This is a genomic window from Salinibius halmophilus (assembly GCF_003577475.1).
In the GTDB taxonomy this organism is placed as follows: Bacteria; Pseudomonadota; Gammaproteobacteria; order Pseudomonadales; family Natronospirillaceae; genus Salinibius; species Salinibius halmophilus.
Map to the genome: position 1 here is coordinate 89352 of NZ_QPEP01000002.1, position 15376 is coordinate 104727.

The window sequence follows — 15376 nt, forward strand, 5'->3', positions numbered from 1 at the left end:
TTTCACTCCTACGATAATTAGTACTACTAAGCATAGTAATAGGTACGGGTGAAAACCATGATCTCGATTATTACTCGCATCTATTGCAGCACTCGCCAATGAACGGGCAAAAAAAAGGCTCCGCATGGGAGCCTTTTTTCAACAACAAGCGATTAGGCTTGGTATACAGGGAACTTAGCACATACTTCTAGCACTTGCTGCTTAACACGCGAGATCACAGCTTCCGAATCACCATTTTCTAGTGAGTCAAGTACGTCAGCAATCCAGCCCGCCAAATCCGCAGCTTCTTTTTCGCCAAAACCACGAGTGGTGATAGAAGGCGTACCAATACGGATACCAGATGTTACGAACGGCGAACGAGGGTCATTCGGTACAGAGTTTTTGTTTACCGTAATGTTGGCTTGGCCAAGTGCTGCATCGGCATCTTTACCTGAGTATTCTTTGCCGATTAGGTCAACGAGGAACAAGTGATCGTCTGTGCCACCTGAAACAATGTTGATACCACGCTCTAGGAATACCTTGGTCATCGCTTGAGCGTTTTTAACCACTTGCTGCTGGTAAACTTTGAAGTCGTCTTCCATGCACTCTTTGAAGCAAACCGCTTTACCAGCGATGGCGTGCATCAACGGGCCACCTTGGTTTTCTGGGAATACACCAAAGTTGAACTTCTTGTGGAAGTCTTCATCAGTTGATTTCGACAAAATCAAACCACCACGTGGTCCACGCAGGGTTTTGTGAGTCGTGGTGGTTACCACATCGGCGATGCCAACTGGGCTTGGATAAACACCCGCAGCAACCAAACCGGCAATGTGTGCCATATCAACAAACAGATAAGCACCAACGCTATCAGCGATGTCGCGGAAGCGCTGCCAGTCAATAATACGCGAATAAGCTGAGAAACCAGCGACCACTACTTTTGGCTTGTGCTCTTTTGCTAAACGCTCTACTTCGTCGTAATCAATTTCGCCCGTCTCTGGGTTTAGGCCATATTGAACCGCCTTGTAAACGCGACCAGAGAATGAGACGTTAGCACCGTGTGTTAAGTGGCCACCGTGCGCAAGGCTCATGCCTAAAATGGTGTCACCAGGCTTACACAGTGCGGCATAAACTGCCGTGTTAGCCTGTGAACCTGAGTGCGGCTGAACGTTGGCATAGTTAGCGCCAAACAATTCTTTAGCGCGTTCAATAGCTAGGTTTTCAACCACATCTACATATTCACAGCCGCCGTAATAACGCTTACCAGGGTAACCCTCAGCATACTTATTGGTTAGGCCAGAGCCTTGGGCTTCCATGACGCGTGGGCTGGTGTAGTTTTCAGAGGCAATCAGCTCGATGTGCTCTTCTTGGCGGCGGTCTTCCGCCTGCATTGCTTGCCACAACTCGGCATCGTAGCTTGCAATCGTCATATCTTTTTTGAACATGGTGTGCTCCTAGGTACTAATAAGACGGAAGAAGAAGTAGCGACGCTATTATTGCCTTGGGTGATTCCCAATGTGTTGCTGCCGCCCCTGCCTACTAGGCGTCTCTTCAAGGCTAACTCTGTTGGGCGCGCATTCTACAACAATCTCGTCACAAACGGCACATTAAACGATGAAATATTTACATTACTATCTGCGCTTTTTTCATCAATATGTCCGTTTTTATTTGCCTTAGCTCTTTCTGAACGACCTGTTTTTATCTAACCTACGGGACAACTAACAGCAGCGCTCACTTTTTCATGACTGCTACTGGCACAAAAAAACACTGGAGTAATTCAATGGCTCAATATGCATATACCATGCATCGCGTTGGCAAGGTGGTTCCGCCAAAGCGTGAAATTTTAAAGGACATCTCGTTGTCGTTTTTCCACGGCGCTAAAATTGGTGTTCTGGGTTTAAACGGCGCCGGTAAGTCTACGCTTTTGCGCATTATGGCGGGCGTTGACAAAGAGTTTAACGGTGATGCACACCCAGCATCAGACCTACGTGTTGGCTACCTTCCTCAGGAGCCGCACCTCGATGATGGCAAGACAGTTCGAGAAGTCGTTGAAGAGGCCCTTAGCCATATTCACGAGGCACAAGCGGAACTTGAGCAAGTTTATGCGGCTTATGCAGAGCCGGATGCCGACTTTGATGCGTTAGCAAAAAAGCAGCAGGAACTTGAAAACATTATTGCCGCTTCGGATGCGCACAACCTTGAGCACAAACTCGAGATTGCTGCCGACGCGCTGCGTCTACCTGAGTGGGACGCCAAGGTAGAACACCTATCTGGCGGTGAGCGCCGCCGTGTTGCACTGTGTCGTTTATTATTGTCGGCACCAGACATGCTGCTGCTAGACGAACCAACGAACCACTTAGATGCCGAATCGGTTGCTTGGCTTGAGCGCTTCTTACACGAGTTCACCGGCACAATTGTAGCCATTACGCACGACCGCTACTTCCTTGATAACGTCGCTGGCTGGATTCTTGAGCTTGACCGCGGCCATGGTATTCCATACGAAGGCAACTACAGCGACTGGCTGATTACCAAAGAAAAACGCTTAGCCACCGAGCAAAAGCAACAAGCCGCACACGACAAGGCCATTAAGTCTGAGCTTGAGTGGGTACGCCAGGGTGCTAAAGGTCGCCAATCGAAGTCAAAAGCTCGCCTACGCCAATTTGAAGAAATGCAATCGCGTGAGTTCCAAACGCGCAACGAAACCAACGAAATCTACATTCCACCAGGCCCGCGACTAGGTGACAAAGTGATCAATGTAGAAGGCGTAAGCAAAGCATTCGATGGTCGCGTTTTGTATGAAGACTTGTCGTTCAACGTGCCACCAGGGGCAATTGTTGGGGTAATTGGTGGTAACGGTGCGGGTAAGTCGACGCTGTTTAAAATGATCACCGGTGTTGAGCAGCCTGATACAGGCAGCATCGAAGTTGGCGAAACAGTTAAAATCGCCAGCATTGGCCAGATGCGTGAATTAGACGACAAGAAGACTGTTTGGGAAGAAATTTCTGATGGTCGCGACATGATTCAAGTTGGTGGCTACGAAGTGCCAAGCCGGGCTTATATTGGTCGTTTTAACTTCAAAGGCTCAGACCAGCAAAAGTTCATCGGCCAACTTTCAGGTGGTGAGCGCAACCGTTTGCACCTTGCCAAACTACTGAAAGAAGGTGGCAACGTATTGCTACTCGACGAACCAACCAACGATCTCGACGTGGAAACCTTACGCGCACTTGAAGAAGCCTTGTTAGCTTTCCCTGGTGCCGCCATCGTTGTATCGCACGACCGCTGGTTCCTGGATCGTATTGCGACGCACATTTTGGCTTTTGAAGGCGACAGTAACGCGGTATTCTTCGAGGGTAACTATACTGAATATGCTGAAGACTATAAGAAGCGCACCGGCGACACTGGCCCTAAACGTGTGAAGTACAAGCGCATAAAAACATAGGCAATCATTTGTGACAAAATCCCCAAGACCGCTCTTTGCCGCAATGGATCTAGGTGCTAACAGCTTTCACCTAGCGCTCATAAGTGCTGAAGACAACAATCTAGTAACGGTAGATGTTCGAAAAGCACTAGTGCGCATGGTCGCGGGGGTTTATCACAACTCGCATGGCGCTCATCTCGATGGGCGCACTAAAAGACGCGTACTAGAAACCCTATCCCGATTTGGTGACTTCATAAATGAGCGCCAACCAACTGCTGTACTGGCTGCAGGAACAAGTGCCTTTCGCCGTTTGGCAGACGAATCTTTTTTGATCGAAGCACAAACCGCCCTAGGCCATCCAATTAAGGTACTGAGTGGTAATGAAGAAGCCGAGTTTATTTATTACGGCGCAAGTTTTGGGCGCCCTAAGCAAGCTCGCTTAGTGATTGACATTGGTGGCGGCTCTACAGAGATTGCGCTAGGGTATGGCGACCACATCGAAACCTGCTTCAGCTTAGACTTGGGTTGCATTAGCTTGTCTAACCAGCACCTAAACAAAAACAAGTTGAGCAAAGAAGAAGTGTTGGCAGTCAGTCAGATTGTTGGCCAACAAATTCAGCAGCAACTGGGCACTTGGCAACCACCGAAAGGTATCGAAGTACTGGGTGCGAGCGGCACCATTAAGTCGGTATGGTGGGCGTTGCGCAACCTTGGGCTGGGCAAAGAGTATATTGACCGCCAAGCCATTGACCGCTTGTTACCTCTACTGCACCAAACCGATCACATCTACCATCTAGCGCATCTAATTGACCTAAGTGATCAACGCACCCGGGTTTTCCCCGCTGGCTTAATTATTTTGCAGCAAATCTTTCAACACCTACAACTTGAGCGCATGGAAATATCAACATCGGCGCTGCGCGAAGGGCTAGTGGCTGAACACTTGCGCCAACATAACGGAATCGCAATATAAGAAGCCATTGAAGTTAAGCGATTTGTGCATATCTTTATCCCGATTATTCCGATTTCGGAAGTTACATAGAGAGTAAATTAGTATGAAACGCATAGGTCTGTGGATTGCTACCAACATCGCAATCGTTGTGATGCTCAGCATCGTGCTGAACATTGTTATGGCGGTATTAGGCATTGAGTTCAGAAGCACCGCAGGAATTTTTGTTATTGCCCTAGTATTTGGTATGGGCGGCTCGGTAATTAGCCTTCTCATGTCGAAAAAAATGGCGAAGTGGTCAACCAAAGCCACTGTGATCGACAGCCCCCGCTCCAATACCGAGGCCTGGTTGCTCGAAACCGTCGCTCGCTTAGCCAAACAAGCCAATATTGGCATGCCAGAAGTTGCTGTATATGAGTCGAACGACATCAATGCCTTCGCCACTGGTGCCAACCGCAATAATGCCTTGGTGGCGGTTTCAACTGGCTTGTTAAACAACATGGAAATTGATGAGGCGGAAGCTGTTCTAGCGCATGAGGTGGCGCACATCGCCAACGGCGATATGATTACACTTACGCTGCTGCAAGGCGTGTTGAATACCTTCGTTATTTTCGCTGCTCGCATCGTGGCGAATATCATCGACAACTTCCTAGCCGGTGATGACGAGGAAGGTGGCCTAGGTTTCTTCGGCTACCTAGCAGTGATTATTGTGCTGGAAATCGTTTTTGGCTTGCTCGCTTCAATAATCGTTAAGTGGTATTCACGTCGACGCGAATACGCAGCCGATGCAGGCTCTGCTGCCTTAGTAGGCAAAGAGAAAATGATTGCCGCCTTACAGCGCCTGCAAAATAGCCAGCCATCACAGCTACACGGTGAGCTGGTAGCCTTTGGTATTCTTGGCAACACCAAGGAGCTGTTTGCTAGCCACCCACCACTAACTGATCGCATTAGCCGCTTACAAAATAGCTAAGCCACATTAAGTTGCTCTACCTACTGAGCAACGACAAGCTTTCCACTAAAAAGATTTGCAGGTTTCGGGCGAAACCTGCAAATCACTGCTACATTAGTCCTTGTTATACAAAAAATTACAGTCTATCTGACATAAAAAGGACTCAGTATTCACCTCGCCGTAACCAAAATGCCACGAGCGCTCCGTACAAGTGATAGCCAAAACAAAGTTGCTAGCTTAGGTAGCGTCTTTTTTACCGAGTGAATATTGCGCCACACAGTTTACATTCTTACCTCGAGGGCTTGAGGCAATGCATTACGCCGATTTGGCTAACGCGTGTGAAGCGCGTCCGTTCGAAAAACTTGGTCGACAAACTATTAATGGCCAACCTGTTATTCGCTGCTGGCAACCAGATGCCGAGCGGGCAACATTGATTATCGCAGGTAAACGCCATGCAATGGAAAAAGCTGAGGCAGGAGTATTTGAATTAGCATTAGATGACCCATCTTGCTACCAAGTAGAATTCAGTAATGATGTCAGTACCTGGATCAGCCGTGATCCATGGTCACTGCCGCAAGCGACCTTCACCGATAAATGGTGCGAGCCAGTTGATCTGTACAACAACATGGGTGCACATTTAACTGAACATCAAGCAGATGATGGCACCATTGTGCATGGTACGCGCTTTTGTGTTTATGCACCCAATGCTCGCTCAGTAGCCCTAGTCGGCGACTTTAACCATTGGGACGGCCGTCGCCACCCAATGGCCAGTAACGACGACGGTATTTGGCGTTTGTTCGTACCGGACGTGCAAGCCGGAGAGCGCTATAAGTTCGAAATCAAAGACCAGCATGGCAATTTATTACCTCATAAAGCCGACCCTTACGGCTTCCAACATGAGCAGTTCCCGTCGTTTGCATCCATTGTTTACGACCCTAGCCAATACCAGTGGCAAGACGATGCCTGGATGAACCGGGCGAAACACAACCCACGCCAGAGCCCAATGAGCATTTATGAAGTGCATATTGGTTCGTGGAAACGCCATCCAGATGGCAGTGTTTATAGCTGGCTAGACTTAATCGACCACTTGATTCCCTATGCTAAGGAAATGGGCTACACCCACTTAGAATTGCTACCGCCAATGGAGCACCCCTACGATGGGTCATGGGGTTACCAGCCACTAGGTTTGTTTGCCCCAACGAGTCGCTTTGGCACGCCTGATGAATTTAAAGCATTCGTTGATGCCTGCCACCGTGAGAACCTAGCCGTAATCGTTGACTGGGTGCCAGCTCACTTCCCGTCTGATGCCCATGGCTTAGCTCGCTTCGATGGCACGCCACTGTTTGAATATGAAGACCCACAGCGTGGCTGGCACCCAGATTGGCAGTCTTATATTTACGATTTTGGCCGCGAAACGGTGCAAAACTTTCTAATTTCGAGCGCTATTTATTGGTTGGACCAGTATCACATTGACGGCCTGCGAGTGGATGCTGTGGCCTCAATGCTTTATCACGATTATTCGCGCGAGGAAGGCGAATGGATTCCAAACGTCGATGGTGGCAATCAGAACTATGAAGCCATTCATTTTATCCGTCGATTCAATGAGACCGTTTATGCGCGCCACCCAAATTGTTACACCATTGCCGAGGAGTCTACCGCATTTCCTATGGTGTCTCGCCCAACCAGTATGGGCGGCCTAGGCTTTGGCTTTAAGTGGAACATGGGTTGGATGCATGACTCGCTAGAGTACATCAAAAACGAGCCAATTTATCGCAACCACCACCACAATGAACTGACGTTCTCACTGATTTATTCGTTTGATGAAAACTTTGTCTTACCTCTCTCACATGATGAAGTTGTGCATGGAAAGGGCACCATTCTTGGTCGCATGCCAGGCGATGAATGGCAACAAGCGGCCAACCTGAGAGCCTATTATGGTTATATGTATGGCCACCCGGGCAAAAAGTTAAACTTTATGGGCAATGAAATTGCTCAATGCAGTGAATGGAAGTACCAAGACCAACTCGAATGGTGGGTGTTGCAATATGAACGACATCAAGGCACGCAGACGCTGATCAAAGCACTTAACCGTTTGCACCAAAAAGAACCGGCATTGCATCAGCTTGATCATGACCACAAGGGTTTTGAGTGGATTATCAGTGACGATGCAGCGCACAGTGTTATTGCCTTTATCCGCTACGGTATCGATAAAAAAGACCCCATACTGGTGGTGTGTAACTTCACTCCAGTACCAAGAGAGCGGTACAGAATTAGTCTACCCGGCGCAGGAAAGGCTACACTGTTACTCAACACGGATGCAGAGACCTATGGCGGCAGTGGCGCGCCAGCTTTAAAAAGCTTTACCGCTCGCGCGGAGCCTTATCATACACGTAGCCACTCAATAGAACTAAGCTTGCCGCCGTTGTCGACGCTCTACTACAGGTTAAAACTGGAGCGCGATTAATGAGACATGATATCGGCCGCCCATGGCCATTGGGCGCCGACCTGCGGGATGGTGGATGTAATTTTGCAGTGTGGGCGCCAAACGCTAGCCAGGTGTTGTTATGCCTGTTTGATCAGGCAGGCAACGAAACTCAAATTCCATTAACCAACCGCCAAAGCGGTATCTACTATGGTTTTATTTATGGCATTCATGGTGGGCAGGCCTATGGCTTTCGTGCCGATGGGCGATTTGACCCTGCCCATGGCTGGTGGTTCAACCCAAACAAACTTGTCGCCGACCCTTACGCGCAAGCATTAGACAAACAGTTTACCTTTGACCCTAAAATGTACGGTCACCACAAAGTTGGCGACAAAATTGAGCGCCAGCCAGATGATAGTGCCGAAGTAATGCCTAAATCACTAGTGGTAGACCATGGCTTCGACTGGCAAGGCCAGCAGCGTCTACATCACAGATGGCAAGATACGATTATCTATGAAGCCCATGTAAAAGGCATGACCATGCAGCACCCAGAGGTACCCAAGCATCTACGCGGTACCTACTTGGGCATGGCCGAGCCAGTGGTCGTTGAGTATATTCGCTCACTTGGCATTACTGCTATTCAGCTAATGCCAATTCAAAGCTTTATGAGTGAACCCAGGTTAAAAGACTTAAACCTCACCAATTATTGGGGCTACAACCCAATATGCTTCTCTGCGCCCGACCCAAGGTACGCCTACAAGGATGCCGTAACCGAGTTTAAAACCCTGGTTAAGGCTTATCACGAAGCGGGCATAGAAGTGATTATGGATGTGGTCTACAACCACACCGCCGAAGCCGGCTTTGACGGACCTTATTTAAGCCACCGTGGCTTACATGGGCGTGATTATTATCGTGTTGTGCCAAATAACCCTGGGCACTTTATCGATCACTCAGGCTGTGGCAACTCGGTGAACAGCCACCATGGTTATGTGTTGCGTGAAATTCTAGATTCTTTGCGCACCTGGGTGCATGAATACCGTGTTGATGGTTTTCGCTTCGACTTAGCGGCAAGCCTTGGGCGCGAGCCATTAGATTACCGACGCGATGCCGCCTTTTTCAGATGCCTAGAGCAAGATCCGCTGCTGTCGCAGGTGAAGCTAATAGCCGAGCCCTGGGACGTCGGCCCCGGCGGCTACCAAGTTGGTAACTTTCCTGAGCGCTGGTTTGAGTGCAACGATAGATTTCGCGACACCGTGCGCGGCTTTTGGAAAGGCGACAATGGCCGCTTGGCAGACTTTTGCACGCGAGTAATGGGTTCACGTGATTTGTTTTATAGCGATCTCAATCAGCTCACTCGCACGCTCAATTATGTGACTTATCATGATGGCTTCACCATGAATGACTTGGTGAGTTTCAACGACAAACACAACCAAGCCAACCTAGAACGCAACATGGATGGTCATGGCAATAACCTAAGCTATAACTATGGTGTGGAAGGAGCCACAGAGCAGCTAGAGATTAACTTGCTGCGCCGGCGCCAGCAACGCAACATGCTCGCCACACTTATGCTCAGCCAAGGCTCAGTGCATATGCTCGGTGGTGATGAGCGCATGCGTACACAAAAAGGTAATAACAACGCCTACTGCCAGGACAATGAGATTTCTTGGCTAGACTGGCGTGATACGCCGGAAGTCAAACGTCATGTCAACTTTGTTCGCCAACTTTCAGAAATTCGCCAATCCTCTACCCTGTTCCATGACTTACAGTTTACTGCCCATCAACTATTAAACGGCCCAGCGCACAGCGACAAGGCCCATTGGTTTAATAGCCATGGTAACCCGATGGAAATCTCTGATTGGCACGACAGTGGTCGCAAGCTGATTACCCTGCTACTTACCAGTGGCACCAAAAACCCTAAGGCAGGCTTAGCACAGTTAAGCGAATACTTTTTATTGATGATTAACGGCCATACCTCGCCGCATACCATCACCCTACCCGTGCAGCAAGATTGCCCTTGGGAGCAGGTGTTCGACACGTCTAGAAACCATGGCCTGGTTGACCCCGAACACCAAATGGTTGGCTGCCCAGCCACCGTCCACCTTGCCGCCCACAGTGTTGTATTGTGGGCTAAAGGTGGCTGGATGGCAGAAGTTGGTTTGTCAGATACCGACGAGGGCTTACTCTGCAGTGATTGAGTTCACTGCTTGCAGGCCACGCGGCAGCTTATTGCCGCGGCGGCCGCGCTCACCTTGGTAAAATGCCCAATCACTTGGCTTAAGCGTTAACTTACGCTTACCAGCTTGCACCACAATGCTTTGCTCACTAGCAAGGACTGCTACCGCCACCACTAGTTCTTCACGCTTAGCCGCGCGATCGGTTGGAATATTTATTAGTTTATTGCCTTTGCCTTTGGCGAGCACCGGCAGATCTCGCACTGGGTAAACCAATAAGCGGCCTTCGTTCGTTGCAACGGCCAGCATATCGGTTTGCGCGTCATTGACGACTACTGGTGGCAGCACTTGCGCATTCTTTGGCACCGTTAGCGCGGCTTTACCATTTTTAGTTTTGCTGACTAGGTCGCTATACGCACAAACAAAGCCATAACCGGCATCACTGGCAAGGATATACTGGGCATCACTCTCGTTCGCTAACAAGGCTGCTGGTGCCAGCGTACCCACTGGGTTAATGCGACCAGTGACCGGCTCACCTTGGCCTCTAGCAGATGGCAAGGTATGAGCAGCAAAGCTATAACTGCGCCCCGAGTGATCGAGCAGCACAACTTGTTGATTAGTTTTACCTAGTGCAGCAAAGGCAAACTTGTCGCCCGATTTGTAGTTCAGCCCCTGCGGGTCAATATCATGGCCTTTTGCCGCTCGCACCCAGCCTTTTTCCGATAGCACAATGGTAACTGGGTCATTGCTTAGCAGGTCGGCCTCTTCAAATGCTTTCGACTCTCCACGCATAACATGAACGGTACGGCGGTCGTCACCAAACTGCTTAGCATCGGCGAGCAGCTCTTTTTTGATCAAGGTTTTTAGTCGCGCTTGCGAACCCAAAATCTTTTCAAGCTTTTCGCGCTCGGCTTGCAGTTCATCCTGCTCGCCGCGAATTTTCATTTCTTCTAGCTTGGCAAGGTGGCGAAGTTTAAGCTCTAACACCGCCTCGGCTTGTCGGTCAGACAGCCCAAAGCGCTCAATCAACTTAGCTTTAGGATCATCTTCGGTGCGAATAATATCGATGACTTCATCAATATTTAGGAAGGCGATTAGCAAACCTTCTAACACATGCAAACGATCCAGCACTTTATCGAGTCGGTGCTGAAGGCGGCGAGTAACCGTTGTTTGACGGAAACTTAGCCACTGCTTAAGCATTTCATCCAGCGAGAAAACCTTTGGCCTGCCATCAATACCGATCACATTGAGGTTAACACGGTACTGTTTTTCTAAGTCGGTTGTGGCGAACAAGTGCGACATTAACTGCTCAACATCAACTCGATTCGAGCGTGGTTCAATCACTAAGCGCACCGCATTATCGTGGTCCGATTCATCACGCAAGTCCGATACCATAGGCAACTTTTTAGCCTGCATCTGCGCTGCGATTTGCTCAAGCAATTTAGCACCACTGACTTGATACGGCAGCTCATCAATAACAATGCAGCCATCTTCCTTGCGGTACTTAGCGCGCACGCGCAAAGATCCCCGGCCAGTTTGATACAGCTTGCGTAGATCATCTTTGCTAGTGGTCAGCTCACCACCGGTTGGAAAGTCTGGGCCAGATACATGGCTTAGCACGTCATCCAAACTAGCGTCAGGTTGGTCGAGCAATAGAATACAGGCCGACACCAACTCATTTAAGTTATGTGGTGGCACATCGGTGGCCATACCCACAGCAATGCCTGTAGTACCGTTGAGTAAAATATGAGGCACACGAGCAGGCAACAGCGCCGGTTCGCTCATGGTGCCATCAAAGTTTGGCACCCAATCCACTGTGCCTTGCCCTACTTCACCCAGTAGTACATCGGCAAACTTACTTAACCGAGACTCGGTGTAGCGCATGGCCGCAAAAGATTTAGGGTCGTCAGGGCTACCCCAGTTACCTTGGCCATCAATGAGTGGATAGCGATAGCTGAATTCTTGCGCCATTAACACCATGGCTTCATAACAGGCGGAATCACCATGCGGGTGGAACTTACCAAGTACATCACCAACGGTGCGAGCAGATTTTTTATACTTCGATGTCGCTTTTAAGCCAAGCTCACTCATGGCGTAAATGATGCGCCGCTGCACTGGCTTTAGACCATCGCCAATATGCGGCAAAGCGCGATCCAAAATAACGTACATCGAATAATCAAGGTAGGCCTTTTCGGTGAACTGACCTAGCGGAAGCGTTTCAAACTGCTCAGACATCCTAGATTCCAACTAATTAAACTGGCAGCAGTTTGTCATACTACTGCCAGCGCGCCAAGTGCTGACAGACGCCTCGCGCATCAGCTAAGCTAAGGGTACTTGCCAAAGATAGGATGACAATGATGCATTGGGATCAGCTACTTAATACCGAACGCTATGGCCATTCTGCTTTGCCGTTAAAAGAGATGGGGCGCAGTTTTTTTCACAAAGACTATGACCGCATTGTTTTTTCACCCGCCTTTCGCCGCTTAGCTGGCAAAACCCAGGTTCACCCGCTAGCGTTTGACGACCACACTCATAATCGACTTATTCACTCGGTTGAGGTGGGTTCGGTTGGCCGCAGCCTTGGCATTCGTATTGGCGAACAGTTACGCGAGCAACTGCCTAAGGGCATCAAACCGGATGACCTAGGTGTCATTGTGCAATCTGCGTGTTTAGCACATGACATTGGCAACCCACCCTTTGGTCACGCTGGCGAGTACGCTATTCGAGCCTTTTTTCAACAACCTAGCGTGCAACCCTGGCTACATGCGTTAACCGAGCCAGAGCGCCTAGATTTGCAAACCTTTGAAGGCAATGCGCAAGGGTTTCGCTTAGCGACCAATATTGAGTACCACCTATTCGATGGCGGCTTGCGCCTAACCTGGCCAACCCTAGGCGCCTTAATGAAATACCCGTGGACTGTTGAGCATGCCAACGACAAGGGCAAGTTTGGCTGCTACCAGCAAGAGAAAGATATTCTTACGCGAGTCGGTAAGCGGCTTGGTTTGGTACAAGTTAGCGAATACCAATGGGCACGCCACCCACTCAGCTACCTAATGGAAGCTGCCGATGATACCTGTTATGCGTTAATTGATTTGGAAGATGCCGTCGCACTCGATTTGCTTACCTATGAAGAAGTGTCACAAGTAATGCTAAGAATTTGCGCCAGCTTCAACATAGATATGGAAGAAATCGACCGCGAAGCGTCGCCAAGTCGCAAACTCGCGGCACTCAGGGGCAAAACCATTGAGGTGATTATTACCGAAGTGGTACGAGCCTTTGTGCGCAACCATGAGTTAATTATGCGGGGAGCGTTCAGCAACGACCTGCTACATTACTGCTCAGACAATGTGAAAAATGGCATTGCCGAAGCAAAGCAACTGGCCTACGAGCGTGTATTCCTTGATACTCATAAAATGGAATCAGAGATTGGCGCGCACGATACCATTGCCACCATATTGTCGGCCTTTATCGGCGCTGGTTTTGAGCTAGCCGAAAAAGGCGACGCTGGGTTGAGTTTTCGCAACCATAGAATTTTAAAGTATATGCGCCACGAAGCACCTGAAGCAGGTTGGACGCATTACGCCATATACATGCGCATACTCGATTTTGTCTCGAGTATGTCAGATCACTACGCCAAGCACTTGGCTAGTGTTCTGCGCGGTTATGGATAAACCGTTGATAGGAGTCTGTTATGAAAAAACTACTTATTGCTTGCACCCTTGCTAGTTTGACGGGGTTAGCAGTCGCCGATACCAACTTACGCCTTGAACCACACTTTACTGTTTTTGGCTCGCTATCTGGTGGCGCCGATTTTTACCTCGATGAGCACAATGCCATTGGTGTTAACCTATTTTCAACGTCTGACCGTGGCAAGCTAGGTCTGCGCTACACCAAGCATTGGCAGTTAGAGAGCAGCAACAACTGGTTGATGGTGATTGATGCCAACGCCATCGTCTACGAAGGCGAATGGGTCGAAGCGACTAACGAAACACCAACCAAAGTAGCTGGCGAGTTGCGTGCTATGCAGCAATATCGCTGGCAATGGAGCAGTGGTTTTAACACCACCCTCGGCTTAGGCGCATTTGCCATCATCGACCCTGAAGGCGAGTACGACAGCTGGTATACCGGCAGTGGCAGTCCACTACCGGTGTATGGTTTAGGCGAGTGGAGCGTTGGCTGGCGCTTCTAATCCTGCGCGGGTGGCTTCTGCCAAGCCACCCAACCAACAGCAGCTAAGCTTGCCAAGCCATAGAAGAACCCCATCATCTGCTGATTGCCTTGAATATTGGCTACAAAAGCAACAGCGCCAAACGCCGCAATAGCCACCCCAAGCTGAGCTAATACATCGGTTATCTGCCAAGCCACTGTTTTTAGCCGAATGATGGCAACAAATAACATTGCTGGCACGGCCAGCAGCAACATTAGCTGGCGCATTTGTATGGCAGTATCAACACTGCCGGCATCAACAAGCATTGGATATGCTAAATAGCCAATACTCCATAACCCGCCGATGGCGAAGTACTGCAATAAGTTTACCCCGAGGTTTTTAGCTGGCATGTGCCGACTCCTGATTCGTGGTTAGGATAAGCCCAAGCAATACTAACACTACACCAGCTACTTGCCCCAGTGTTAGCGCCTCAGCAAGTAGTAACCATCCCATGATTAGTGTTAACACAGGGATTAAATTGACAAAGGCACCAACCACAGCTGCCGACAAGTATTTTAGCGCCAAACCATAAAGCGAATAGGCAAGTACCGACACCAACAACCCTAAATACACGATGCCCAACCAACTATCCGCTGATGGCATTGGCTTATCACTAATCAATAGCACCGGCAGGAAAAAAGCGGCGCCAAAGAGTGACTGAAAGCCAACCACCGCACAAGCATTCCAAATCAGCACTAGGCGTTTAAGCAACAAGGTATACCCTACTGCCACGGCAACGGCGCCAAGTTGCAGTAAGTTACCAAGCACAGGATTGCTTGCCAACTCACTAGTTTGGGCAAACAGCGTGACTAAACACACCCCAACCACCGCCAGTAGCAACCCTGCCCAGGTTTTTGCCGCTAAACGCTCTTTAAATAGCACCCATGAAGTGATGGCAATGGCGACAGGTAGCAGGCCAATAATCAAGGCAGCTTGACCAGAAGTGGTGTATTTGAGCGCTTGCGCTTCAAATACAAAGTACAAGCATGGCTCAAAGAGTGATAACAAGGCGAACCAGCCCACCTCAGACCAACTGAGAGGGCGCTTGCGCCAGGCGCGCATCACAATTGGCAAAGTGACTAGCCCAGCAATCAATAACCGCCAAAAAACAATGACAAAACCGTCTTCACTACCAAGTAACCATTTAAAGGCAACAAAAGAACTTGCCCAAAAAACCATTGCACTAATAAGGTAAAACCAAGCCATGGGGGGTCTCTATATAAAGGTGATGTGGAGCGTAATTTTTGTTTCCCAAACCCGAGGTTTGTAAAACCTATAACCGTTAAA

Annotated in this window: 11 protein-coding genes; 7 read left to right on the forward strand and 4 right to left on the reverse strand. The window is 49.3% G+C overall.

All coding sequences use genetic code 11. The annotated features are described in order from the left end of the window. Positions 1-152: 152 nt before the first annotated feature. Complete coding sequence (gene glyA, locus DUW71_RS02010) at positions 153-1421, reverse strand: serine hydroxymethyltransferase (RefSeq protein ID WP_119393567.1); 1269 nt, start codon at positions 1419-1421, stop codon at positions 153-155. Between the two features lie 335 nt (positions 1422-1756). Between glyA and ettA the strand changes: the two genes are divergently transcribed. From ettA to glgX, 5 genes are all read left to right on the forward strand, one after another. Beyond that, on the forward strand, positions 1757-3415 hold the full coding sequence (gene ettA, locus DUW71_RS02015) for an energy-dependent translational throttle protein EttA (protein ID WP_119393568.1): 1659 nt from the start codon (positions 1757-1759) through the stop codon (positions 3413-3415). Between the two features lie 10 nt (positions 3416-3425). Continuing rightward, entirely contained in the window at positions 3426-4364 is a 939-nt protein-coding gene (locus DUW71_RS02020) for a Ppx/GppA phosphatase family protein (RefSeq protein ID WP_158583834.1), read from the forward strand. A gap of 82 nt (positions 4365-4446) precedes the next feature. Beyond that, positions 4447-5310, forward strand: coding sequence for a protease HtpX (gene htpX / locus DUW71_RS02025; protein ID WP_119393570.1), 864 nt, complete (start codon positions 4447-4449; stop codon positions 5308-5310). A 289-nt stretch (positions 5311-5599) separates the two neighbouring features. Then, entirely contained in the window at positions 5600-7753 is a 2154-nt protein-coding gene (gene glgB / locus DUW71_RS02030) for a 1,4-alpha-glucan branching protein GlgB (protein WP_119393571.1), read from the forward strand. Continuing rightward, positions 7753-9906, forward strand: a complete 2154-nt coding sequence (glgX, locus tag DUW71_RS02035; protein ID WP_119393572.1) for a glycogen debranching protein GlgX — start codon at positions 7753-7755, stop codon at positions 9904-9906. Before glgB ends, glgX begins: the two co-directional genes overlap by 1 nt. Here glgX and parC read toward each other — a convergent pair. Beyond that, complete coding sequence (gene parC / locus DUW71_RS02040) at positions 9889-12117, reverse strand: DNA topoisomerase IV subunit A (protein ID WP_119393573.1); 2229 nt, start codon at positions 12115-12117, stop codon at positions 9889-9891. The two genes, glgX and parC, sit on opposite strands and share 18 nt — an antisense overlap. 119 nt (positions 12118-12236) lie before the next feature. On the opposite strand from parC, the gene DUW71_RS02045 reads away from it, so the two are divergent. Both DUW71_RS02045 and DUW71_RS02050 read left to right on the forward strand, forming a co-directional pair. Next, positions 12237-13553: a deoxyguanosinetriphosphate triphosphohydrolase gene (locus DUW71_RS02045; RefSeq protein ID WP_407690483.1), complete on the forward strand. Its 1317-nt coding sequence runs from the start codon at positions 12237-12239 to the stop codon at positions 13551-13553. 20 nt (positions 13554-13573) lie between these two features. After that, complete coding sequence (locus DUW71_RS02050; protein WP_119393575.1) at positions 13574-14071, forward strand: hypothetical protein; 498 nt, start codon at positions 13574-13576, stop codon at positions 14069-14071. On the opposite strand, the gene DUW71_RS02055 is transcribed toward DUW71_RS02050, so the two are convergent. Beyond that, positions 14068-14439: a hypothetical protein gene (locus DUW71_RS02055; protein ID WP_119393576.1), complete on the reverse strand. Its 372-nt coding sequence runs from the start codon at positions 14437-14439 to the stop codon at positions 14068-14070. The two genes, DUW71_RS02050 and DUW71_RS02055, sit on opposite strands and share 4 nt — an antisense overlap. Next, a complete protein-coding gene (locus DUW71_RS02060; RefSeq protein ID WP_119393577.1) occupies positions 14429-15295 on the reverse strand; it encodes a DMT family transporter in 867 nt (288 codons plus the stop codon). Before DUW71_RS02060 ends, DUW71_RS02055 begins: the two co-directional genes overlap by 11 nt. Positions 15296-15376 lie beyond the last annotated feature (81 nt).